At 60.2% G+C, this 23,409-nt stretch carries 15 protein-coding genes, 2 tRNA genes and 4 rRNA genes; 10 read left to right on the top strand and 11 right to left on the bottom strand.

Annotated features, from left to right (window positions below):
* Positions 1-81: 81 nt before the first annotated feature.
* From sutA to glnK, 3 genes are all read right to left on the bottom strand, one after another.
* The gene (gene sutA, locus EJA05_RS00690; RefSeq protein WP_056794110.1) at positions 82-411 is read right to left on the bottom strand and encodes a transcriptional regulator SutA; all 330 of its coding nucleotides are present in this window, start codon (positions 409-411) and stop codon (positions 82-84) included.
* A 429-nt stretch (positions 412-840) separates the two neighbouring features.
* Positions 841-2,175, bottom strand: coding sequence for an ammonium transporter (locus EJA05_RS00685; protein WP_125462117.1), 1,335 nt, complete (start codon positions 2,173-2,175; stop codon positions 841-843).
* A gap of 48 nt (positions 2,176-2,223) precedes the next feature.
* Positions 2,224-2,562 (bottom strand): P-II family nitrogen regulator, encoded by a 339-nt coding sequence (gene glnK, locus EJA05_RS00680; protein ID WP_002555808.1) that lies wholly within the window; start codon positions 2,560-2,562, stop codon positions 2,224-2,226.
* Positions 2,563-2,968: 406 nt separating this feature from the next.
* Here glnK and EJA05_RS00675 point away from each other — a divergent pair, with 406 nt between their 5' ends.
* The 9 genes from EJA05_RS00675 to EJA05_RS00635 all read left to right on the top strand — a co-directional run bounded on the left by EJA05_RS00675 (position 2,969) and on the right by EJA05_RS00635 (position 13,741).
* The gene (locus tag EJA05_RS00675) at positions 2,969-3,238 is read left to right on the top strand and encodes an accessory factor UbiK family protein (RefSeq protein ID WP_125462116.1); all 270 of its coding nucleotides are present in this window, start codon (positions 2,969-2,971) and stop codon (positions 3,236-3,238) included.
* A 356-nt stretch (positions 3,239-3,594) separates the two neighbouring features.
* Complete coding sequence (locus EJA05_RS00670) at positions 3,595-3,822, top strand: hypothetical protein (protein WP_125857044.1); 228 nt, start codon at positions 3,595-3,597, stop codon at positions 3,820-3,822.
* A gap of 298 nt (positions 3,823-4,120) precedes the next feature.
* Positions 4,121-6,826 carry a magnesium-translocating P-type ATPase gene (gene mgtA, locus EJA05_RS00665; protein WP_125857043.1) on the top strand — a complete coding sequence of 902 codons (2,706 nt, stop codon included), beginning with the start codon at positions 4,121-4,123 and terminating at the stop codon, positions 6,824-6,826.
* 9 nt (positions 6,827-6,835) lie between these two features.
* On the top strand, positions 6,836-7,192 hold the full coding sequence (locus EJA05_RS00660; RefSeq protein ID WP_125462113.1) for a DUF2493 domain-containing protein: 357 nt from the start codon (positions 6,836-6,838) through the stop codon (positions 7,190-7,192).
* Between the two features lie 112 nt (positions 7,193-7,304).
* Positions 7,305-8,792, top strand: coding sequence for a YifB family Mg chelatase-like AAA ATPase (locus EJA05_RS00655; protein ID WP_125857042.1), 1,488 nt, complete (start codon positions 7,305-7,307; stop codon positions 8,790-8,792).
* 128 nt (positions 8,793-8,920) lie between these two features.
* On the top strand, positions 8,921-9,172 hold the full coding sequence (locus tag EJA05_RS00650) for a DUF2790 domain-containing protein (RefSeq protein WP_125857041.1): 252 nt from the start codon (positions 8,921-8,923) through the stop codon (positions 9,170-9,172).
* 31 nt (positions 9,173-9,203) lie between these two features.
* Complete coding sequence (locus EJA05_RS00645; RefSeq protein ID WP_125462110.1) at positions 9,204-10,220, top strand: alpha/beta hydrolase; 1,017 nt, start codon at positions 9,204-9,206, stop codon at positions 10,218-10,220.
* A 228-nt stretch (positions 10,221-10,448) separates the two neighbouring features.
* Entirely contained in the window at positions 10,449-12,236 is a 1,788-nt protein-coding gene (locus EJA05_RS00640; RefSeq protein ID WP_125857040.1) for a monovalent cation:proton antiporter-2 (CPA2) family protein, read from the top strand.
* An 80-nt stretch (positions 12,237-12,316) separates the two neighbouring features.
* A complete protein-coding gene (locus tag EJA05_RS00635; RefSeq protein WP_125462108.1) occupies positions 12,317-13,741 on the top strand; it encodes a mechanosensitive ion channel family protein in 1,425 nt (474 codons plus the stop codon).
* 81 nt (positions 13,742-13,822) lie between these two features.
* Here EJA05_RS00635 and rrf (EJA05_RS00630) read toward each other — a convergent pair.
* From rrf (EJA05_RS00630) to EJA05_RS00595, 8 genes are all read right to left on the bottom strand, one after another.
* Positions 13,823-13,938: ribosomal RNA gene (rrf, locus tag EJA05_RS00630) — 5S ribosomal RNA — on the bottom strand.
* Between the two features lie 109 nt (positions 13,939-14,047).
* Positions 14,048-14,163, bottom strand: a 5S ribosomal RNA gene (rrf, locus tag EJA05_RS00625).
* A gap of 133 nt (positions 14,164-14,296) precedes the next feature.
* Positions 14,297-17,190 (bottom strand): 23S ribosomal RNA (locus EJA05_RS00620).
* A gap of 245 nt (positions 17,191-17,435) precedes the next feature.
* Positions 17,436-17,511 (bottom strand) — tRNA-Ala (locus EJA05_RS00615).
* Between the two features lie 24 nt (positions 17,512-17,535).
* Positions 17,536-17,612: transfer RNA gene (locus EJA05_RS00610), tRNA-Ile, on the bottom strand.
* Positions 17,613-17,697: 85 nt separating this feature from the next.
* Positions 17,698-19,234, bottom strand: a 16S ribosomal RNA gene (locus tag EJA05_RS00605).
* Together the 16S, 23S and 5S rRNA genes with 2 tRNA genes alongside form the textbook arrangement of a ribosomal RNA operon.
* A gap of 564 nt (positions 19,235-19,798) precedes the next feature.
* Complete coding sequence (locus tag EJA05_RS00600) at positions 19,799-21,019, bottom strand: CaiB/BaiF CoA transferase family protein (RefSeq protein ID WP_125857039.1); 1,221 nt, start codon at positions 21,017-21,019, stop codon at positions 19,799-19,801.
* Positions 21,020-21,034: 15 nt separating this feature from the next.
* Complete coding sequence (locus EJA05_RS00595) at positions 21,035-22,216, bottom strand: acyl-CoA dehydrogenase (protein WP_110995052.1); 1,182 nt, start codon at positions 22,214-22,216, stop codon at positions 21,035-21,037.
* A 167-nt stretch (positions 22,217-22,383) separates the two neighbouring features.
* On the opposite strand from EJA05_RS00595, the gene EJA05_RS00590 reads away from it, so the two are divergent.
* Positions 22,384-23,298 carry a LysR family transcriptional regulator gene (locus tag EJA05_RS00590; RefSeq protein ID WP_125857038.1) on the top strand — a complete coding sequence of 305 codons (915 nt, stop codon included), beginning with the start codon at positions 22,384-22,386 and terminating at the stop codon, positions 23,296-23,298.
* Positions 23,299-23,409 lie beyond the last annotated feature (111 nt).

Below are 23,409 nucleotides of genomic sequence, written 5' to 3'. Positions count from 1 at the left end.
GATTGGGCCGGTACAGGCAACACAGATCTCACAGCCACAAAAAAGCCCGCAGCGACGGCGGGCTTCTTTGCTATCAGCCACTCAGATAGGGCGGCTGCCGTACTTGTTGTCCGGCTTCTTGGGCGGGTCGGCGACCACATTGGCCTCGACTTCCTGCACCTTGCCACCGCGCGAAAGAAACTCTTCCATCGCCTTGGCCAGGGCATCACGCTCCTTCTGCTTGGCTTCCATACTCGGCATTTCGTCTACCGAAACAGCCGCCTTGGACTTGCCCTTGGCGGTCGGCGCGGGGCTGCTGTCGTCATCGCCAGCATCTTCCGCACCATCGTCGGCTGCCGCCTCGAGGCCTTCATCAGCCTCGTCTTCGTCACCTACTTCGAGGTCATCATTTTCCAGATCGTCGTCGCTCATGTTCTACCTCATGACTTGCGAAAAGCAGGTTAGTTATAGACCGGTGCGACCGTAGACGGCAGTCACCGGTGAAAATTCAACTGGCCGTGGGTTGGCCACTGCCTCGGGTGTCCAGCTCCTGATGGGAGGCCCGGCACCCAGCAGGCCCTGCTCCTGGCAAGGCCTGACAACACTGTTCTTACCCTGGCTGGCCACAGGCTACTGCAAGCCTAGCAAAGGGTGGCGAAGTGTGCGGGTTACTCGTCCCACACCCTTCGGCGCGCATTCTAGCGCGCTCGCAGAAAAAGCAAAGCACCAGAAACGCCCAATGACTTGTAAGTTTTCTGCCTGGGTCGCGAACAGGACAGCGAAACCGTTTGCCGGGCGTAAAACGGCAAACTACAGGCAAAAAAATGCCCGGCGAACCGGGCAAGATTTCCAGCGTGGCGGTTACAGGTTGTAGCCGCGCTCGTTGTGTTGAGCCAGGTCGAGGCCGACCGACTCTTCTTCTTCGCTGACCCGCAGGCCCATCACCAGGTCCAGCACCTTGAGGATCACGTAGGTGACGATGGCGGTATAGACCACGGTGAACAGCACACCTTTGGCCTGGATCCAGAACTGCGCGGCGATGTCGGTGACCGCGCCGAAGCCGCCCAGGGCCGGCGCTGCGAACACACCGGTAAGCAGCGCACCGACGATGCCGCCGATACCGTGCACGCCGAAGGCGTCGAGCGAGTCGTCATAACCCATCTTGCGCTTGAGGCTGGTGGCGCAGAAGTAGCAGACCACGCCCGAGACCAGGCCGATCACCAGCGCGCCCATCGGGCCGACGGTACCGGCGGCCGGGGTAATGGCGACCAGGCCGGCTACCACACCCGAGGCGATGCCCAGTGCGCTCGGTTTGCCGTGGAAGACCCACTCGGCGAACATCCAGCCCAGGGCGGCGGCGGCGGTAGCGATCTGGGTGACCAGCATCGCCATGCCGGCGGTGCCGTTAGCGGCCGCCGCAGAGCCTGCGTTGAAGCCGAACCAGCCGATCCACAGCATGGCCGCGCCCATCAGGGTGTAGCCCAGGTTGTGCGGCGCCATCGGCGTGGTCGGGTAGCCTTTGCGCTTGCCCAGCACCAGGCAGCAGACCAGGCCGGCGATACCGGCGTTGATGTGCACCACGGTGCCGCCGGCGAAGTCCAGTACGCCCCAATCCCACATCAGCGCACCGTCACCGCTCCAGACCATGTGCGCGATCGGCGCATAGACCAGGGTGAACCACACGCCCATGAAAATCAGCATGGCCGAGAACTTCATGCGTTCGGCAAAGGCACCGACGATGAGCGCCGGGGTGATGATGGCGAAGGTCATCTGGAAGGTGATGAACACAGCTTCAGGGAACAACGCGGTGGCAGAGGTCAGGCCCGACGGCGTGACGCCGTTGAGGAAGGCCTTGGAGAAGCCACCGATGAAGGAATTCAGGTTGAGCACGCCCTTTTCCATACCCGCGGTATCGAATGCCAGGCTGTAACCGTAGATAACCCACAGGATGCTGATCAGCCCGGTGATGGCAAAGCACTGCATCATCACCGACAGCACGTTCTTGGAACGCACCATGCCGCCGTAGAACAGGGCCAGGCCCGGGATGGTCATGAACAGGACCAGCGCCGTCGAGGTGAGCATCCAGGCGGTGTCGCCGGAGTTGAGCACCGGGGCGGCAGTTTCCTCGGCCAGGGCCAACCCTGGCATTACGAGGGACAATAGGGCTCCTAGCCCTGCGATCTTACGCAGAGTCATGTTGTTTTCTCCTGGGGCGTTGGGTTTGGTGAGGCTTTTTTGTAGCGTTTAGATCGCGTCGGTATCGGTTTCGCCGGTACGGATGCGGATCGCTTGCTCCAGATTGACCACGAAAATCTTGCCGTCACCGATCTTGCCGGTGTTGGCCGCCTTGGTGATGGCCTCGATCACCCGATCAAGGTCTTTGTCGTCGATGGCGACATCGATCTTTACCTTGGGCAGGAAATCGACCACGTATTCGGCGCCGCGATACAGCTCGGTGTGACCCTTCTGCCGGCCGAAGCCTTTGACTTCGGTCACGGTGATGCCCTGCACGCCGATTTCCGACAGCGACTCGCGCACGTCGTCCAGCTTGAACGGCTTGATGATGGCAGTGACTAGCTTCATGAAACTCTCTCCCGATTTGGTGGACTTGCCCCAGGAAAACAAACCCGTCTCAAGTCTAAGCGCAGCGCCTGGCTTTGTAACGCGTCGTCGGCTCCATCCTCCCCGCCGCGACACCTTGTGGCGGTGACCAAGGGCCTTACCACTGGGCTACGCACTGCCTGGTCACAGCGGACCGCATCAGTGCATGGCTCACCGAGGTCTTTGCAGAAACCTTGCCAGCTCCGGGAAAACGCCAGAAAACAGGTAGTTGCGTGAAACAGTCGGGATTGGCCAGTCGCCAGCAGGGAAAAGCTGCACAACTTCGGTGCGCGACCTTTGGCCGCCCTGCGCAAAAAGTGTGCAGGGCAACCCGCGAAAAGGGGCGTGATACACTGCTGCCCTTTCACCCATCAACGGATAGCCTGACATGCTCGCGCCCAAAGCCCTTCTCGATGCCCTGAGCGACCAGGCCTCACGCCTGTTCAGCGGTGACACCGCTCAGCCCCGTGCCGAACTGGAGAGCCAGTTCAAAGTGCTGATGCAGGGTGCCTTCAGCAAGCTCGACCTGGTCAGCCGCGAGGAGTTCGACAGCCAGATGGTGGTATTGGCCCGCACCCGCGCCCGCCTTGAAGCGCTGGAGAAACAGTTCGCCGAGCTGGAAGCGCGGATCGCGCCAGCGCCAGCATCAGAGCAATAATCATCCCGTCTCTGGAGCGGCCCTGCCGCTCCTGCAGGCAGCGCACCCTGCCGTTGGAGTTTCCAACATATAATTGCGCTGATTAAACCAGATGAAACTTAATTCAGTTTCACCTTGCGGGTTGACTTGCCCGCTATGCTTTGCATAAAGTTCACCCGCCCTGAAAACCGGGCCTTTATTTCAACTCACGAAGAATTCAATGGACACAGTATCTAGTCGCTGCCTGGCCGCCCCTGGCTGTCAGGCACTTGAACCGGAACTCCGGGCCCGCCTCCCTGGCTGGGCAAGCCGCGCCAGAGCCTGATGCTCCGCCGTAGCTTGCCGCCCCGGGTGCCAGCCCGGTCGGAGGCAAGCTCATGAACCTCATCACCTTTATCCGTACACACCTGCACGCCCGACTCGGGGCGCTGCACACCTGCACCCATGCGGCCCCGCCGCCCTTCCCCGCCCCCGTCGCGCGTGGTTCTCGCCTGCGTGCCGCCTGGCTATCGCAACCTGGCAAAGGCTGCCTGCGCCTGCACTGGCATGCCGACGACGGCCAGGAACCGCCGAGTCGATGGCGCGCCTTGTTGTGTTTCGGCTGACGGGCGCGTCGCCACTTACCTATTGAATTGCCACCAATAAGACACGAACTTTCCATCATTAAAGTTCGCGGGATTCTTATTGCCTGAAAGTTACCAGGGGAATAACGACACCATGGATTCAGCCAGTAGAAAGTTCGCTGCCGACATTAACTCCGGCACGCGCCAGCGAACGTTCAACCGCCGGAAAGACAACGTTATTTACCGATCGAATGATCGCGGCCCGAAACACGCGCACTCACCCGCCCAACCGTGAGTCGACTGTGTTTCGTGCCGCCTCCTGCGGCAGGAGCACAGCCCGATGACCGTCAAAGACCGCAACACCACCACGACTCCGGACGCTCGCCTGTCCATGCGCGCCGCCCGTGAGGCGCGCAATGGCCTGGCCGTCACCCTCGCCAACCTCGACGCCAGCGAGCTCGGCCTGACCGAGCACGAAGCCGCCAAGCGCCTGCAGCGCGATGGCGCCAACGAGGTCGCCCACGACAAACCGCAACCGGCCCTGGTGCAACTGCTCAAGGCGCTGCACAACCCCTTCATCTATGTACTGCTCACCCTCGCCGCCATCAGCTTCGTCACTGACTACTGGCTGCCGCTGCGCGCCGGTGACTTCGACGACCTCGACCTGACCAAGGTGATCATCATCCTGACCATGGTCAGCGTCAGCGGCCTGCTGCGCTTCTGGCAGGAATACCGTTCGAGCAAGGCGGCCGAAGCACTCAAGGCGATGGTCCGCACCACCGCCACGGTGCTGCGTCGCGAGCGCCACGACACCCCCGCGCAGCTGCGCGAAGTGCCCATGAACGAGCTGGTGGCCGGCGATATCGTGCAATTGGCCGCTGGCGACATGATCCCTGCCGATATCCGCCTGATCGAGTCGCGCGACCTGTTCATCAGCCAGGCCGTGCTCACCGGCGAAGCGCTGCCGGTGGAAAAGTACGACACACTCGGCCACATCGCACCGAAGTCCGCCGCAGACAGCGCCACTGACGAAGGCAGCCTGCTCGACCTGCCGAACATCGGCTTCATGGGCACCAACGTAGTCAGCGGTCGCGCCCGCGCCGTGGTGGTGGCCACCGGCAAGCGCACCTACTTCGGCTCGCTGGCCAGAGCGATTGCCGGCTCGCGCAGCCAGACCGCCTTCGACCGCGGCGTGAACAGCGTCAGCAGCCTGCTGATCCGCTTCATGCTGGTGATGGTGCCGGTGGTGTTCGTGCTCAATGGCGTGGTGAAGGGTGACTGGAGCGATGCCTTCCTGTTCGCCCTGGCCGTGGCCGTGGGCCTCACCCCGGAAATGCTGCCAATGATCGTCAGTGCCAACCTGGCCAAGGGCGCCGTGGCCATGGCCAGGCGCAAAGTGGTGGTCAAGCGCCTGAACGCCATCCAGAACTTTGGCTCGATGGATGTGCTGTGCACCGACAAGACCGGCACCCTGACCCAGGACCGAATCATCCTCGAACACCATGTCGACCCGAGCGGCCGCACCGACCCGCAACTGCTCGAGCTGGCCTGGCTCAACAGCCACCACCAGAGCGGCGTGAAAAACCTCATGGACCAGGCCGTACTGCGCTTCGCTGGCGAGAACAGCGGCTTCCAGCCGCCCTACGCCTACGCCAAGGTCGACGAATTGCCCTTCGACTTCATTCGCCGGCGTCTGTCGGTGATCGTCAAGGATGCGCTCGGCGATCACCTGCTGGTCAGCAAAGGCGCGGTCGAGGAAATGCTCGCCATCGCCACCCATGTAGAAGAGAACGGCCAGCGCATCCCTCTTGACGAGGCACAGCGCCAGCAACTGTTGGCCACCGCCAGCGCATTCAACCAGGACGGCTTTCGCGTGCTGCTGATCGGCACCCGCGAAATCCCCGCCACCGAACGCAAGGCTCAGTACAGCACCGCTGACGAGCGCAGCCTGGTGATCCGCGGCTTCCTGACCTTCCTTGACCCGCCCAAGGAAACGGCTGGCCCGGCCATTGCCGCGCTGCGTGAGATGGGCGTGAAGGTGAAAGTGCTGACTGGCGACAACCCTGTGGTCACCTGCAAAGTTTGCCGCGAAGTGGGCCTGGAGCCCGGCCAGCCATTGCTTGGGCAGGACATCGAGCGGCTGGACGACGCCCAGCTCAAGGCGCTGGTCGAAGAACGTACGGTGTTCGCCAAGCTCACCCCGTTGCAGAAGTCGCGGGTGCTCAAAGCCTTGCAGGCCAACGGCCACACCGTCGGTTTTCTCGGCGACGGTATCAACGACGCCCCAGCCCTGCGTGACGCCGACGTGGGCATTTCGGTGGACAGCGGCACCGACATCGCCAAGGAATCGGCCGACATCATCCTGCTGGAAAAGAGCCTGATGGTGCTCGAAGAAGGTGTGCTCAAAGGCCGCGAAACCTTCGGCAACATCATGAAGTACCTGTGCATGACTGCCAGTTCCAACTTTGGCAACGTGTTTTCGGTACTGGTGGCCAGCGCCTTCATCCCGTTCATGCCGATGCTGGCGATCCACTTGCTGCTGCAGAACCTGATGTACGACTTCTCTCAGCTGTCGCTGCCCTGGGACCGCATGGACAAGGAGTTTCTGCGCGAGCCGCGCAAATGGGATGCCCGCAACATCGGCCGCTTCATGCTGTGGATCGGGCCCACCTCGTCGATCTTCGACATCACCACCTTCGCCCTGATGTGGTACGTGTTCGCTGCCAACAGCGTGGAGATGCAGGCGCTGTTCCAGTCCGGCTGGTTCATCGAAGGGCTGCTGTCGCAGACATTGGTGGTGCACATGCTGCGCACCCGCAAGGTGCCGTTCCTGCAGAGCACTGCGGCGCTGCCGGTGATCCTCGCCACGGGCCTGGTGATGTGCCTGGGTATCTACATCCCGTTCTCGCCACTGGGGGCGATGGTCGGGCTGGTGCCGCTGCCGTGGGAGTACTTCCCTTGGCTGGCCGCCACCCTGCTGGGCTACTGCCTGGTGGCGCAAGGCATGAAGACCCTGTACATCCGCCGCTTCGGCCAGTGGTTCTGAGGGGGGCGTATGCGTGTACTGATCTGTGCGGGGCGCAACTACGCCGACCACCAGCGCTGCCGTCGGGCGCTGGACGAACTGCAGCGACAGCAACCGATCCAGGTGCTCATACACGGCGGCAGCCAGTACCTGGGTGGCGATATCGAAGCCTGGGCGCGGGAGCACGGTGCGGACATCGTGCGCTACCCGCCCAACTGGCAGTTGCACGGCAAACTGGCTGAGCGCCTGCGCAACGCTTTCATGCTGCGTGACAGCCGGCCAGACCTGGTGCTGGCTTTGCCGGGCGCAGACGATACCGAGGAACTGCTGGCTCGGGCGCGGGGTGAGGGGGTTGCAGTGGTGTGCGGCAAGCAGCCTCGCCGCTAGATGAGGCTGCGGAAAAACCTCGACGCACTCTTTCCAGCGTGCCCGCCAGGGACACCACTATGCTTTGCCGGGCCGCAGGATGCGGCCTGAATCACGCGAACACGGAGCGCCCATGTCCCTCGCCCTCGTCCACAGCCGCGCCCAGGTGGGCGTGCTGGCACCCGCCGTCAGTGTCGAAACCCACCTGGCCAACGGCCTGCCGTCGCTTACCCTGGTTGGTTTGCCGGAGGCCACGGTCAAGGAAAGCAAGGACCGGGTACGCAGCGCCATCGTCAACGCCGGGCTGGATTACCCGGCCCGGCGCATCACCCAGAACCTCGCACCAGCCGACCTGCCCAAGGACGGTGGGCGCTACGATCTGGCCATCGCCCTGGGGATCCTCGCCGCCAATGGCCAGGTGCCGGTGGCTGCGCTCGAAGACATCGAATGCCTGGGTGAACTGGCCCTGTCCGGGGCGCTGCGGCCAGTGCAAGGTGTGCTGCCCGCCGCGCTGGCGGCACGCGACGCCGGGCGGGCGCTGGTGGTACCACGCGAGAACGCCGAGGAAGCCAGCCTGGCCAGCGGGCTGGTGGTGTACGCGGTGGGGCATCTGCAGGAGCTGGTGGCGCACCTGAGCGGGCAACTGCCGCTGCCACCCTTTGCGGCCAACGGCTTGCTGCTGGAACAGCGGCCCTACCCTGACCTCAGCGAAGTACAGGGCCAGACCGCGGCCAAACGTGCCCTGCTGGTGGCGGCTGCCGGTGGACACAACCTGCTGTTCACCGGGCCGCCCGGCACCGGCAAGACCCTGCTCGCCAGCCGCCTGCCCGGCCTGCTGCCGCCGCTGGACGAGCGCGAGGCGCTGGAGGTGGCGGCAATCCGCTCGGTCAGCGGCCACGCACCGCTGGACAGCTGGCCGCAGCGGCCGTTTCGCCACCCCCATCACTCCGCCTCGGGCCCGGCACTGGTCGGTGGCGGTAGCCGCCCGCAGCCGGGCGAAATCACCCTGGCGCACCATGGCGTGCTGTTTCTTGATGAACTGCCAGAGTTCGAGCGGCGCGTGCTGGAAGTGTTGCGCGAGCCATTGGAATCGGGCGAGATCGTGATCGCCCGGGCCAGGGACCGGGTGCGCTTCCCGGCACGCTTCCAGTTGGTGGCGGCGATGAACCCCTGCCCCTGCGGCTATTTTGGCGACCCCACCGGCCGCTGCCGCTGCAGCCCCGAGCAGATCCAGCGCTATCGCAACAAACTCTCCGGCCCCCTGCTCGACCGCATCGACCTGCACCTGACGGTGGCCCGGGAGAATACCGTGCTCGATAACCAACCCAGTGGCGAAACCAGCGCCAGTGTCGCCGCTGTCGTGGCCGAGGCCCGCGCGCTGCAGCAGCGTCGCCAGGGCTGCGCCAATGCCTTCCTCGATCTCAACGGCCTGCGCCGGCATTGCCTGCTGACATCGGCCGACCAGGCCTGGCTGGAAACCGCCTGCGAACGCCTCACGCTGTCGCTGCGGGCGGCCCATCGCCTGCTCAAGGTGGCGCGTACGCTGGCGGACCTGGAACAAGCCGAGGCCATTGGTCGGGCCCATCTGGCCGAAGCGATGCAGTACCGACCAGGCAGCTGACGGATCATGCACAGGGTCAATCTTCTCCATAGCTGAAATATATTTTGCGCGCTAACTATTTGCGCTCAATATTCATCTCACGCAGCAAGCAGTCGCCAAACCCATTCAACACATCCTGGAGAACGATCATGACCCTTCGCACAATCCTCGCCCTCGGCGTTACCACCCTGGCCATCGGCACCAGCGCCGGGGCCTTCGCCACTGAAGCCAGCGCTTACCGCTACGGGATGAAGCTGGACATCGCTCAGGTGGTCTCCGTCGAGGCTCCCAGCGCGATTGAGGGCCACGCCAGCACCGCCATCCTGACCTACCGCGACAGCAACGGCCAATTGCAAGCCGTGAGCTACAGCCAGCCCACCACCCTTGCCAACCAGAACTGAGCCGCCGGCTCGTACGCAGAGGAACCCGCACATGAAACTGTCCCGTACTCTGACCGCCGGCCTGCTGGCCCTGGCCGTGAACAGCGCCTTCGCCGCTGGCAGCCCTGGCGTCGAACGCAACACCCAAGGCTTCCTCGATGCGCTTGCCGCAGGCGGCGGCAAGCCGCTGGAAACCCTGGCGCCGAAAGACGCACGCGCCGTATTGAGCGGAGCCCAGGCCGGGGTGAAAGTCGATGTGTCGGGTATCCGCGTTGAGCGCCGGACCATTCAGGCCGACGGCCAGCCATTGCAGATCCGCGTGGTACGCCCTGAGGGCGCCACGGGCGAACTGCCAGTGTTCATGTTCTTCCACGGCGGTGGTTGGGTGCTGGGCGACTACCCCACCCACGAACGGCTGATCCGCGATCTTGTGGTCGGCTCCGGCGCAGCGGCGGTATACGTCGACTACACGCCTTCGCCAGAAGCGCAATTCCCCACCGCGATCAACCAGGCCTATGCCGCCACCCGCTGGGTCGCCGAGCATGGCCAGGAGATCGGCGTCGACGGCAGCCGCCTGGCGGTCGCCGGCAACAGCGTCGGCGGCAACATGGCCGCGGTGGTGGCGATAAAGGCCAAGGAGGCCGGCACGCCGAAGCTGCGCTTCCAGGCGCTGCTGTGGCCGGTGACCGATGCCAACTTCAACAACGCCTCCTATAACCAGTTCGCCGAGGGCCACTTCCTGACCCGCAACATGATGCAGTGGTTCTGGAACAGCTACACCACAGACCCGCGTCAGCGCGACGACATCCATGCCTCGCCGCTGCGTGCCAGCCTGGAGCAACTCAAGGGCCTGCCACCGGCCCTGGTTCAGACCGCCGAAATGGACGTGCTGCGTGACGAAGGCGAAGCCTACGCCCGCAAGCTCGACGCCGCCGGGGTACCGGTGACTGCGGTGCGCTACAACGGCATGATCCATGACTATGGCCTGCTCAATGTGCTGAGCACCGTACCCACTGTCCGCAGTGCCATGGACCAGGCGGCACAGGCCCTTAAAGCGCATCTGCAGTAAGGGGTTGGTGCAAGCCCGCTACCACAGCCGCAAGCGTGGGAGCGGGCTTGCCCCGCGATTGGCCAATCAAAGGTTCCACTTTCAGAACGATGCTTCCCGTTAGGCTGGAATTGTCCTGTTTCCCGCAGCACCCGAAAATGCTCGCCTCTTCCACCGATGGCATAAGCTTCGGCAACCTGTCATCCGTTCCCTAAAGCGCTGCCTCACGCAGTTCAAGGAGTACGAGCAATGCCGCACGAAGGCAGCCTTCTACAAACCGCAGTCATCTTCCTCCTTGCCGCCGTGGTCGCCGTGCCCCTGGCCAAGCGCCTGCAACTGGGCGCCGTGATCGGCTACCTGCTGGCCGGTGTGGCCATCGGCCCGCAAGCGCTGGGCCTGATCCGCGACACCGAAAGCGTCGCGCACATCTCCGAACTGGGCGTGGTCTTGCTGCTGTTCATCATTGGCCTGGAGCTGTCCCCCAGACGCCTGTGGCTGATGCGCAAATCGGTGTTCGGCGTGGGCACCGCCCAGGTGCTGTTGACCGGCGCGGTGATCGGCGCCATCGCCTTGTTCGGCTTCAGCCAGACGTTGCCGGCCGCCATCGTGCTCGGCCTGGGGCTGGCACTGTCTTCCACCGCCCTTGGCTTGCAGAGCCTGGCCGAGAGCAAGCAGCTCAATGCGCCCCATGGCCGCCTGGCCTTTGCCATCCTGCTGTTCCAGGACATCGCTGCAATCCCGCTGATTGCCCTGGTGCCGTTGCTGGCCGCCAGTGGCCCGGACACCAGCCATGGCGACAGCCTCGAACATGGCCTGAAAGTGTTTGCCAGCATCGCAATCGTCATCGTCGGCGGCCGCTACCTGTTGCGTCCGTTGTTCCGAACCGTGGCCCGCACCGGCTTGCCGGAGGTGTCCACCGCCACCGCGTTGCTGGTGGTGATCGGCACCGCCTGGCTGATGGAAGAGGCAGGAATCTCCATGGCGCTCGGCGCCTTCCTGGCCGGCCTGCTGCTGGCGGACTCCGAGTACCGTCATGAACTGGAGTCGCAGATTGAACCGTTCAAGGGCCTGCTGCTGGGCTTGTTCTTCATCAGTGTCGGCATGGGTGCCAACCTGCGCCTGCTGGTGGACATGCCGCTGGTGCTGCTGGGCCTGACCCTGTTGCTGATCGCGGTGAAGCTGGTACTGCTGATCGGCGTCGGCCGCCTGGCCGGTGGCCTCAACAGCGCAAGCGCGCTGCGCCTGGGCATGGTGCTGGCGGCCGGCGGCGAGTTCGCCTTCGTGGTATTCAAGCTGGGCAAGGATCAGGGTCTGTTCGATACGCAAACCTACGACCTGCTGCTGATGACCATCACCCTGTCGATGGCCATCACCCCACTGCTGATGCTCGGCTGCGCCCGCGCCCTGAAGCGCCCGCAAGCAGTGCGCGAGGTGCCCGAGCAGTACAAGAGCATAGATGCCGGTAGCCCTCGGGTAGTGATTGTCGGCATGGGCCGCATGGGCCAGATCGTTTCGCGCATCCTGCGTGCACAGAAGATCCCCTTCATCGCCCTGGAGACCTCGGTGGACGCCATCGAGATGACGCGCATGTTCGAACAGGCGCCGGTGTTCTACGGCGACCCGCTGCGCCCCGAAGTGCTGCATGCGGCCAAGGTCGGCGAGGCCGAGTATTTCATCATTACCAGTGACGACCCCGAGGTGACCATTCGCACCGCCGAGCGGGTCAAGCGCCTGTACCCGCACCTCAAGGTCATCGCTCGGGCACGCAACCGTCAGCATGTGCACAAGCTGATGGATGTCGGCGCGGAGCCGATCCGCGAGACGTTCTATTCCAGCCTGGAAATGAGCCGTCGTGCGCTGGCCGGGCTGGGGCTATCGGATGAGCAGGCCGCCGACCGTATCGCACGCTTTACCGAGCATGACGAGCAGGTATTGGAAGCCCAGGGCCGGGTGCGTGACGATCGGGCCAAGGTCATGCAGACGGCCAAGGAAGCGCGGGTGGAACTGGCGCGCCTGTTCGAGTCGGATGTGGATTGAACTGCATGGGGTGGGCACCCATTGCCTGCCCGCTCAACCTGCTCTATTACTGACGTTCAGCCCCCTGCAGCGAGAACACCATGCTGGCGCTCATCCAGTCCTACCCCTTGCTGCTCGGCACGTGCCTGATCATTGGCGACTTGTTGCTCTGGCAGCTGATCCCCCAGCAGCATCGCATCTGGCGTATTGCCTCACGGCTGGTGATCTTCCTGCTGTTCAGCGCCGTGCTGGTCGCTGCCGGCATGAGCCCGCTGCAGCCACCACCCTGGATTGACGAAGTGTCGCGCAACCTGATGGCAACGGTGCTCGCCATTGGCTGGTGGCTGTTCGGTGCGCGCACGGTGACGGTGGTGTTCGGCCTGCTGCTGGGGGCACGTGGCAGCCATGGCGGGCGCCTGTTGCAGGATGTGATTGGGGCGCTGATCTTCCTGGCCGCAGTGGTGGCCGCAGCGGCCTATGTGCTGCAGCTGCCGGTCAAGGGGTTGCTGGCCACGTCCGGGGTGATGGCCATCGTCATTGGCCTGGCCTTGCAAAGCACGTTGAGCGATGTGTTCTCCGGCATCGTGCTCAATACCACACGGCCCTATCAGATAGGCGACTCTATCTCCATCGACGGTACCGAAGGCAAGGTGGTGGATATCGACTGGCGCGCCACGCGAATGATCACCGGCACCGGTAGCCTGGCGGTAATACCCAATTCGGTGGCGGCCAAGGCGCGGCTGCTTAACCACAGCCGCCCAGCTGATCGGCATGGGATTGTGATCAGCGTGGTGGTGCCGGCCAAGGTCCGGCCAAAGCGCGTGTTCGATGCGTTGGAGAAGGCCCTGCAAGGCACCAGTGCCTTGCTCGCCTCTCCTGCCCCTAAGGTAACGGTTAAAACTTCTTCCCTGGAGTCGGTGGAATACGAGGCCAGTGCTTTCGTTGCCGACATGGCGCTCAAGACCGAGGTACGCAACCAATTGTTCGACCTTGCCCATCGCCACCTGGAGGCCAGCGGGGTGATGTGGAACGTCGACCTGACGCTTGCGCCACGCAGCCGTCAGCGCGAGCTCATCGATGAGGTGCGGGTATTCCGCTCGCTCAGCGGTGAGGAGCGTGACACGCTGAGCCAGCGCATGACGGCGGTGGAGTACCTGGCCAACCAGGTGATCCTGGGCATCGGCGACAACTCGGACCACCTGCTGGTGATTGGCAGCGGTGTGATTCAGGCCTCGGTGCGTAATGGGGACAAGCTGGTAGAAGCCGGCCGCATGGGCCCGGGCGAGGTGCTCGGGATCGAGGGGCTGGTTGACGACGATGACTCTTTCGCCGAATTCCGTACCCTGACCGGATGCCTGCTTTACCGCATCGAGAAGGAACAGGTACGCAGTTGCCTTGAGCAACGTAGTGAGGTGCAGTCGGCGTTGACCAAGTTGCAGCGGTTCCGCCGGCAGAGTAGAGAGTCACTGCTCATGCAGAAGCCTACGGAAGTGAAGAAAGGTGGGTTCCTGAGCTGGTTGCGCTAGCGTAACGCCATGCGTTGCAGGCTACGGCCCTGAAAAGACAAAGCCCCTGATCGCATTGCGATCAGGGGCTTTGGATTTGAATCTTGACGATGACCTACTCTCACATGGGGAAACCCCACACTACCATCGGCGATGCATCGTTTCACTGCTGAGTTCGGGATGGGATCAGGTGGTTCCAATGCTCTATGGTCGTCAAGAAATTCTGTGTGCTGGCCCGTCTCTCGGACGTGCCTGCGAATCTCTGTAGTTCCTACTTAAAGACAAAACCCCTACCTGCATGCGCAGATAGGGGTTTTGCGAAATGAATCTTGACGATGACCTACTCTCACATGGGGAAACCCCACACTACCATCGGCGATGCATCGTTTCACTACTGAGTTCGGGATGGGATCAGGTGGTTCCAATGCTCTATGGTCGTCAAGAAATTCGGTTGCCCAGAATGTCTTGTGAACACTCTTGGCTAATTCGGATATGCGATTTGTGATGTTGCGAACTTTCGGGTTTTTCGTCTTCACCACCACAATTCGGCTTACGCGCAAATTGCTTGGGTGTTATATGGTCAAGCCTCACGGGCAATTAGTATTGGTTAGCTCAACGCCTCACAGCGCTTACACACCCAACCTATCAACGTCGTAGTCTTCGACGGCCCTTCAGGGGATTCAAGATCCCAGTGAGATCTCATCTTGAGGCAAGTTTCCCGCTTAGATGCTTTCAGCGGTTATCTCTTCCGAACATAGCTACCCGGCAATGCCACTGGCGTGACAACCGGAACACCAGAGGTTCGTCCACTCCGGTCCTCTCGTACTAGGAGCAGCCCCTCTCAAATCTCAAACGTCCACGGCAGATAGGGACCGAACTGTCTCACGACGTTCTAAACCCAGCTCGCGTACCACTTTAAATGGCGAACAGCCATACCCTTGGGACCGGCTTCAGCCCCAGGATGTGATGAGCCGACATCGAGGTGCCAAACACCGCCGTCGATATGAACTCTTGGGCGGTATCAGCCTGTTATCCCCGGAGTACCTTTTATCCGTTGAGCGATGGCCCTTCCATACAGAACCACCGGATCACTAAGACCTACTTTCGTACCTGCTCGACGTGTTTGTCTCGCAGTCAAGCGCGCTTTTGCCTTTATACTCTACGACCGATTTCCGACCGGTCTGAGCGCACCTTCGTACTCCTCCGTTACTCTTTGGGAGGAGACCGCCCCAGTCAAACTACCCACCATACACTGTCCTCGATCCGGATAACGGACCTGAGTTAGAACCTCAAGGTTGCCAGGGTGGTATTTCAAGGATGGCTCCATGAGAACTGGCGTCCCCACTTCAAAGCCTCCCACCTATCCTACACAAGCAAGCTCAAAGTCCAGTGCAAAGCTATAGTAAAGGTTCACGGGGTCTTTCCGTCTAGCCGCGGATACACTGCATCTTCACAGCGATTTCAATTTCACTGAGTCTCGGGTGGAGACAGCGCCGCCATCGTTACGCCATTCGTGCAGGTCGGAACTTACCCGACAAGGAATTTCGCTACCTTAGGACCGTTATAGTTACGGCCGCCGTTTACCGGGGCTTCGATCAAGAGCTTCGCTTGCGCTAACCCCATCAATTAACCTTCCGGCACCGGGCAGGCGTCACACCCTATACGTCCACTTTCGTGTTTGCAGAGTGCTGTGTTTTTAATAAACAGTCGCAGCGGCCTGGTATCTTCGACCGGCATGGGCTTACGGAGCAAGTCCTTCACCCTCGCCGGCGCACCTTCTCCCGAAGTTACGGTGCCATTTTGCCTAGTTCCTTCACCCGAGTTCTCTCAAGCGCCTTGGTATTCTCTACCTAACCACCTGTGTCGGTTTGGGGTACGGTTCCCAGTTATCTGAAGCTTAGGAGCTTTTCTTGGAAGCATGGCATCAACCACTTCGCGCTCTAAAGAGCACTCGTCATCAGCTCTCGGCCTTGAGATCCCGGATTTGCCTAAGATCTCAGCCTACCACCTTAAACTTGGACAACCAACGCCAAGCTGGCCTAGCCTTCTCCGTCCCTCCATCGCAATAACTGGAAGTACAGGAATATTAACCTGTTTTCCATCGACTACGCTTTTCAGCCTCGCCTTAGGGACCGACTAACCCTGCGTCGATTAACGTTGCGCAGGAAACCTTGGTCTTTCGGCGTGGGAGTTTTTCACTCCCATTGTCGTTACTCATGTCAGCATTCGCACTTCTGATACCTCCAGCAAGCTTCTCAACTCACCTTCACAGGCTTACAGAACGCTCCTCTACCGCATCATCAAAAGATGATACCCGTAGCTTCGGTGCATGGTTTGAGCCCCGTTACATCTTCCGCGCAGGCCGACTCGACTAGTGAGCTATTACGCTTTCTTTAAAGGGTGGCTGCTTCTAAGCCAACCTCCTAGCTGTCTAAGCCTTCCCACATCGTTTCCCACTTAACCATGACTTTGGGACCTTAGCTGACGGTCTGGGTTGTTTCCCTTTTCACGACGGACGTTAGCACCCGCCGTGTGTCTCCCATGCTCGGCACTTGTAGGTATTCGGAGTTTGCATCGGTTTGGTAAGTCGGGATGACCCCCTAGCCGAAACAGTGCTCTACCCCCTACAGTGATACATGAGGCGCTACCTAAATAGCTTTCGAGGAGAACCAGCTATCTCCGAGCTTGATTAGCCTTTCACTCCGATCCACAGGTCATCCGCTAACTTTTCAACGGTAGTCGGTTCGGTCCTCCAGTCAGTGTTACCTAACCTTCAACCTGCCCATGGATAGATCGCCCGGTTTCGGGTCTATACCCAGCGACTAAAGCGCCCTATTAAGACTCGCTTTCGCTACGCCTCCCCTATTCGGTTAAGCTCGCCACTGAATATAAGTCGCTGACCCATTATACAAAAGGTACGCAGTCACCTAACAAAGTAGGCTCCCACTGCTTGTACGCATACGGTTTCAGGTTCTATTTCACTCCCCTCTCCGGGGTTCTTTTCGCCTTTCCCTCACGGTACTGGTTCACTATCGGTCAGTCAGTAGTATTTAGCCTTGGAGGATGGTCCCCCCATATTCAGACAAAGTTTCTCGTGCTCCGTCCTACTCGATTTCATTGATAAGAGATTTTCGTGTACGGGGCTATCACCCACTATGGCCGCACTTTCCAGAGCGTTCCACTAATCTCAAACCAACTTAAGGGCTGGTCCCCGTTCGCTCGCCACTACTAAGGGAATCTCGGTTGATTTCTTTTCCTCAGGGTACTTAGATGTTTCAGTTCCCCTGGTTCGCCTCTTGCACCTATGTATTCAGTACAAGATAACCAGCTTATGCTGGCTGGGTTCCCCCATTCAGAGATCTCTGGATCACAGTCTGTTTGCCGACTCCCCAAAGCTTATCGCAGGCTACCACGTCTTTCATCGCCTCTGACTGCCAAGGCATCCACCGTATGCGCTTCTTCACTTGACCATATAACCCCAAGCAATCTGGTTATACTGTGAAGACGACATTCGCCGAAAATTCGCATTTCGCTCAATTAAGAGCAGAACTCACAAATTTTACCTTAGCCTGATCACACACCAGTGAAAGTGCATGTCAGTCTATCTATCACATATCCGAATTTTTAAAGAACGATCTGACAAAAGTCAGAAATCAACATTCATTGCCGAATGTTCATTTCTAAGTTCTGAGCAGTGCTGCGAAACCTGAAAGAGTGGTGGAGCCAAGCGGGATCGAACCGCTGACCTCCTGCGTGCAAGGCAGGCGCTCTCCCAGCTGAGCTATGGCCCCATTTGACCAGCCGCACCAAGTAATTGGTAGGTCTGGGCAGATTTGAACTGCCGACCTCACCCTTATCAGGGGTGCGCTCTAACCAACTGAGCTACAGACCTATACAGGGTCGCGTTACAGCATCGTCTTTACACAATGAATCAAGCAATTCGTGTGGGAGCTCATCAGCAGGCTGATGTCGTCGATTAAGGAGGTGATCCAGCCGCAGGTTCCCCTACGGCTACCTTGTTACGACTTCACCCCAGTCATGAATCACACCGTGGTAACCGTCCTCCCGAAGGTTAGACTAGCTACTTCTGGTGCAACCCACTCCCATGGTGTGACGGGCGGTGTGTACAAGGCCCGGGAACGTATTCACCGCAACATTCTGATTTGCGATTACTAGCGATTCCGACTTCACGCAGTCGAGTTGCAGACTGCGATCCGGACTACGATCGGTTTTGTGAGATTAGCTCCACCTCGCGGCTTGGCAACCCTCTGTACCGACCATTGTAGCACGTGTGTAGCCCAGGCCGTAAGGGCCATGATGACTTGACGTCATCCCCACCTTCCTCCGGTTTGTCACCGGCAGTCTCCTTAGAGTGCCCACCATAACGTGCTGGTAACTAAGGACAAGGGTTGCGCTCGTTACGGGACTTAACCCAACATCTCACGACACGAGCTGACGACAGCCATGCAGCACCTGTCTCAGAGTTCCCGAAGGCACCAATCCATCTCTGGAAAGTTCTCTGCATGTCAAGGCCTGGTAAGGTTCTTCGCGTTGCTTCGAATTAAACCACATGCTCCACCGCTTGTGCGGGCCCCCGTCAATTCATTTGAGTTTTAACCTTGCGGCCGTACTCCCCAGGCGGTCAACTTAATGCGTTAGCTGCGCCACTAAAATCTCAAGGATTCCAACGGCTAGTTGACATCGTTTACGGCGTGGACTACCAGGGTATCTAATCCTGTTTGCTCCCCACGCTTTCGCACCTCAGTGTCAGTATCAGTCCAGGTGGTCGCCTTCGCCACTGGTGTTCCTTCCTATATCTACGCATTTCACCGCTACACAGGAAATTCCACCACCCTCTACCATACTCTAGCTCGCCAGTTTTGGATGCAGTTCCCAGGTTGAGCCCGGGGCTTTCACATCCAACTTAACGAACCACCTACGCGCGCTTTACGCCCAGTAATTCCGATTAACGCTTGCACCCTCTGTATTACCGCGGCTGCTGGCACAGAGTTAGCCGGTGCTTATTCTGTCGGTAACGTCAAAACAGCAAGGTATTAACTTACTGCCCTTCCTCCCAACTTAAAGTGCTTTACAATCCGAAGACCTTCTTCACACACGCGGCATGGCTGGATCAGGCTTTCGCCCATTGTCCAATATTCCCCACTGCTGCCTCCCGTAGGAGTCTGGACCGTGTCTCAGTTCCAGTGTGACTGATCATCCTCTCAGACCAGTTACGGATCGTCGCCTTGGTGAGCCATTACCTCACCAACTAGCTAATCCGACCTAGGCTCATCTGATAGCGCAAGGCCCGAAGGTCCCCTGCTTTCTCCCGTAGGACGTATGCGGTATTAGCGTTCCTTTCGAAACGTTGTCCCCCACTACCAGGCAGATTCCTAGGCATTACTCACCCGTCCGCCGCTGAATCGAAGAGCAAGCTCTTCTCATCCGCTCGACTTGCATGTGTTAGGCCTGCCGCCAGCGTTCAATCTGAGCCATGATCAAACTCTTCAGTTCAATACTGCTTGGGTTTTTAAGAAACCCTAAACTTGGCTCAGCAATCTCAAATGACTATGTGATTTCTCGCATGGCCACTTGTGATGCTGATAATCTTTTTGACTATCAGTCCGTACTCACAAGCACCCACACGAATTGCTTGATTCAATTTATTAAAGAGCGTTTGGCTAAGAGCTTTTCGTCTCAACCGAGGCGCGCATTCTACGCTTTCCTCATTGGCTGTCAAGCGTTTATTTTGAAGTTCTTTCCGAGAAACTCGTTTAGCTTCAACCGCTTAACTCGCTGCGATCTCTCGTAGCGGGAGGCGAATCATACAGCGTTACAACCTGCTGTCAACTGCCTTTTTCACCGCTGCCGATCCTGAGACCGAAACGCCTCCGGAGCTTTCGATTCGCTTAACTCGTTGAATTTCAAGGAGTTTTGCGTTCCGTTGTCGCTGGAAGTGGGGCGCATTATAAGGGGATCTGAAACCCCGTCAACCTTTAATTTCAAGAAAGCTTTATTTACCTCAAAAACAAAGCGGGGAGGCCTGTCGGCCTCCCCGCTCTCTACATAGCTACAGCGTCAGAGTACGCCAGCAGCACGCAGCTCGTGCACCGCCATCGCATCCAGCCCCAGCACATCACGCAGCACTGCCTCGGTATGCTCCCCCAGCAGAGGAGGTGCCTGCCGGTACTCCACCGGTGTCTCCGACAATCTGATCGGGCTGGCCACCTGCGGCACGTTCCCCGCCAACGGATGCGGGATGTTCACCGCCAGCCCGCGAGCCAATACCTGCGGATCCTGGAACATCTGCGCCAAGTCATTGATGGGACCACAAGGCACACCAGCCTTCTCCAGCTCACTCACCCATTCAGCCGTAGTCTTGAACACCGTGGCCTGGCGAATCAGCGGAATCAACTCGGCCCGATGTGCCACACGCTGCTTATTGGTAGCGAACCTCGGATCATCCGCCCACTGCGGCTGCCCAGCCACTTCGGCAAACTTGCGGAACTGCCCATCATTACCCACGGTAAGAATGAAATTGCCGTCCGCCGTCGGGAAGTCCTGGTAAGGCACGATATTGGGATGCGCATTACCCAACCGCCGTGGAGGGTTTCCTGTGGTGAGGTAGTTCATCGCCTGGTTGGCCAGGCAAGCCACCTGCACATCCAGCAAGGCCATATCGATATGCTGACCAACCCCAGCCTGGTCCCGGTGGGCGAGGGCAGCCAGGATCGCCACCGTCGAATACAGGCCAGTAAGGATGTCGGTCAAGGCCACTCCAACCTTCATCGGCCCGGCACCTTCCTCACCTTCCGGCCGCCCGGTCAGGCTCATCAGCCCGCCCAAGCCCTGGATCATGAAGTCGTAGCCGGCACGCTTGGCATACGGCCCGGTCTGGCCGAAGCCTGTGATCGAGCAATAGATAAGCTTCGGGTTGATCGCCTTCAGGCTCTGGTAATCCAGACCATAGGCCGCCAGCCCGCCGACCTTGAAGTTCTCGATGACGATGTCCGACTTGGCCGCCAGCTCGCGCACCAGGCGCTGGCCTTCAGGCTGAGTGAAGTCGATGGTCACCGAGCGCTTGTTGCGGTTGGCCGACAGATAGTAGGCCGCCTCACTGGTGTTCTCGCCACGCGAGTCCTTGAGGAAGGGCGGCCCCCAGGCACGGGTATCGTCACCCGAGCCCGGGCGCTCGACCTTGATCACATCGGCACCAAGGTCGGCGAGGATCTGGCCGGACCATGGGCCGGCGAGCACCCGAGAAAGGTCCAGCACCCGCAGATGTGAAAGCGCACCCATGGCCTGGCTCCTCTATTAGTAGAACGCCTGGATACCGGTTTGCGCACGCCCGAGGATCAGCGCATGCACGTCGTGGGTACCTTCATAGGTGTTGACCACCTCAAGGTTGACCAGGTGGCGGGCCACGCCGAACTCGTCGGAGATACCGTTGCCGCCCAGCATGTCACGCGCCATGCGGGCGATATCCAGGGCCTTGCCGCAGGAGTTGCGCTTCATGATCGAAGTGATTTCCACCGCAGCGGTGCCTTGGTCCTTCATCTGCCCCAGACGCAGGCAACCTTGCAGGGCCAGGGTGATTTCGGTCTGCATGTCGGCCAGTTTTTTCTGGATCAGCTGGTTGGCAGCGAGCGGGCGACCGAACTGCTGGCGGTCCAGGGTGTACTGGCGCGCGGTGTGCCAGCAGGCTTCGGCGGCGCCCAGCGCACCCCACGAAATGCCGTAACGGGCCGAGTTCAAGCAGGTGAACGGACCCTTCAGGCCGCGCACATCCGGGAAGATGTTCTCTTCCGGGACGAACACGTTGTCCATGACGATCTCGCCGGTGATCGAAGCGCGCAGGCCAACCTTGCCGTGGATAGCCGGGGCACTGAGGCCTTGCCAGCCTTTCTCCAGAACAAAGCCGCGAATGTCGCCGGCATCATCCTTGGCCCAGACCACGAACACATCGGCGATCGGGCTGTTGGTAATCCACATCTTGCTGCCGGTCAGGCGATAGCCGCCGTCGACCTTGCGCGCCCGAGTGATCATCGACCCCGGGTCGGAGCCATGATTGGGTTCGGTCAGGCCGAAGCAACCAATCCACTCACCGCTGGCCAGCTTGGGCAAGTACTTCTGCTTCTGCGCTTCGGTACCGAATTCGTTGATCGGCACCATGACCAGCGACGACTGCACGCTCATCATCGAGCGGTAACCAGAGTCGATGCGCTCCACTTCACGGGCAATCAGGCCGTAGCACACGTAGTTGAGGCCGCTGCCACCGTACTGCTCAGGGATCGTCGCGCCCAGCAGGCCAACTTCACCCATCTCGCGGAAGATCGCCGGGTCAGTCTGTTCGTGACGGAAGGCTTCCAGCACACGCGGCGCCAACTTGTCCTGGGCGAACTGGAAGGCGCTGTCACGCACCATGCGCTCTTCTTCAGTGAGCTGCTGATCCAGCAGCAGCGGATCGATCCAGTTGAAGCTTGCTTTACCGGCCATGTGCGTGTTCCTCGAAACAAAGATGGGAGCGGATTCTTGCGTTGCATTGATCCTAGGCTTGATCGGCTGTCGGGACAAACGAGGATTGTGCACGCTTTAGTGATATTTTCTCACTCCGTGATCGGTAAAACGCCGTACTGACGAGCACACAAGTGAGGTTGATGTACATGCGTCGCAAGATCCCCAGCACCACCGCCCTGGTCTGCTTCGAGGCGGCCGCGCGTCACGAGAGCTTCACCAAGGCCGCCCACGAACTGGCCCTGACCCAGGGTGCCGTCTGTCGGCAGATCGGTGGGCTGGAGGCGTTTCTCAACGTCGAATTGTTCCGCCGCTCGCGCCGGGGCGTGAAGCTCACCGAGGCAGGCTTGTCCTATAGCCGCCAGGTGGCCAGCCAACTGGACGCCGTAGAGCGCGATACCCTGTCAGTCATGCGCCAGCAGGGTGCCAACGTGATCGAGCTGGCCGTGGTGCCGACCTTCGGCACCCAGTGGTTGCTGCCACGCCTGAAGGACTTCCAGCAACGCCACCCGGAGGTCACGGTTAACCTGACCAACCGCACCCGGCCGTTCCTGTTCGCCGACACGCCCTTCGATGCGGCCATCTACTTCGGCGACGCTGACTGGTCCGGCACCCAGGCCCATCGCCTGATGGGAGAAAACCCGGTACCGGTGTGCAGCCCGAAACTGCTGGACGGGCAGGGCGGCCTCGACGCCCAGCGCATCACCGAGCTGCCACTGCTGCAGCAGACCACCCGTCCGTATGCCTGGCGGCAATGGTTCGATGGGCTGGGCATGAGCGTTGAATGCGACATGGCCGGTCCGCGCTATGAACTGTTCTCGATGCTCGCCCAGGCGGCCATGCACGAAATGGGCATTGCGCTGATCCCACCGTTCCTGATCCAGCGCGAGCTCGAGGAGGGTAGGTTGGTAGTCGCTAACAGGCATGCCCTGTCCAGTGACAAGGCCTACTATCTGATGATTCCAGAGCGCAAGGTGGAGTCGGCTTCGCTACGGGCTTTTCGCGACTGGCTAATAGCGCAGGCACGGCAGTACACTGCGAAAGCCGATAAGCTGACCCCGTAGTCAATTATTTTAAACACCTACAGATATATGTATTTGTCGCAAATACGTAATCTGTTCCGGCTGACCTGAAAATCCCTATCAACCCTAGTTGCCATGCGGGTTTGACGGTTA

The organism is Pseudomonas oryziphila (genome assembly GCF_003940825.1).
Classification (GTDB): Bacteria; Pseudomonadota; Gammaproteobacteria; order Pseudomonadales; family Pseudomonadaceae; genus Aquipseudomonas; species Aquipseudomonas sichuanensis.
The sequence above is the reverse complement of the archived record's forward strand: the minus strand, read 5'-3'. Positions and strand labels throughout refer to the sequence as shown.

Excerpts from the sequence above, each read along its gene's own strand:
- EJA05_RS00635 (WP_125462108.1), top strand. The coding sequence starts at position 12,317 with ATGCTGGCGCTCATCCAGTCCTACCCCTTGCTGCTCGGCACGTGCCTG.
- EJA05_RS00600 (WP_125857039.1), bottom strand. The coding sequence starts at position 21,019 with ATGGGTGCGCTTTCACATCTGCGGGTGCTGGACCTTTCTCGGGTGCTC.
- EJA05_RS00640 (WP_125857040.1), top strand. The coding sequence starts at position 10,449 with ATGCCGCACGAAGGCAGCCTTCTACAAACCGCAGTCATCTTCCTCCTT.
- EJA05_RS00675 (WP_125462116.1), top strand. The coding sequence starts at position 2,969 with ATGCTCGCGCCCAAAGCCCTTCTCGATGCCCTGAGCGACCAGGCCTCA.
- EJA05_RS00685 (WP_125462117.1), bottom strand. The coding sequence starts at position 2,175 with ATGACTCTGCGTAAGATCGCAGGGCTAGGAGCCCTATTGTCCCTCGTA.
- EJA05_RS00670 (WP_125857044.1), top strand. The coding sequence starts at position 3,595 with ATGAACCTCATCACCTTTATCCGTACACACCTGCACGCCCGACTCGGG.
- EJA05_RS00590 (WP_125857038.1), top strand. The coding sequence starts at position 22,384 with ATGCGTCGCAAGATCCCCAGCACCACCGCCCTGGTCTGCTTCGAGGCG.
- EJA05_RS00650 (WP_125857041.1), top strand. The coding sequence starts at position 8,921 with ATGACCCTTCGCACAATCCTCGCCCTCGGCGTTACCACCCTGGCCATC.
- sutA (WP_056794110.1), bottom strand. The coding sequence starts at position 411 with ATGAGCGACGACGATCTGGAAAATGATGACCTCGAAGTAGGTGACGAA.
- mgtA (WP_125857043.1), top strand. The coding sequence starts at position 4,121 with ATGACCGTCAAAGACCGCAACACCACCACGACTCCGGACGCTCGCCTG.
- EJA05_RS00645 (WP_125462110.1), top strand. The coding sequence starts at position 9,204 with ATGAAACTGTCCCGTACTCTGACCGCCGGCCTGCTGGCCCTGGCCGTG.
- EJA05_RS00655 (WP_125857042.1), top strand. The coding sequence starts at position 7,305 with ATGTCCCTCGCCCTCGTCCACAGCCGCGCCCAGGTGGGCGTGCTGGCA.
- glnK (WP_002555808.1), bottom strand. The coding sequence starts at position 2,562 with ATGAAGCTAGTCACTGCCATCATCAAGCCGTTCAAGCTGGACGACGTG.
- EJA05_RS00595 (WP_110995052.1), bottom strand. The coding sequence starts at position 22,216 with ATGGCCGGTAAAGCAAGCTTCAACTGGATCGATCCGCTGCTGCTGGAT.
- EJA05_RS00660 (WP_125462113.1), top strand. The coding sequence starts at position 6,836 with ATGCGTGTACTGATCTGTGCGGGGCGCAACTACGCCGACCACCAGCGC.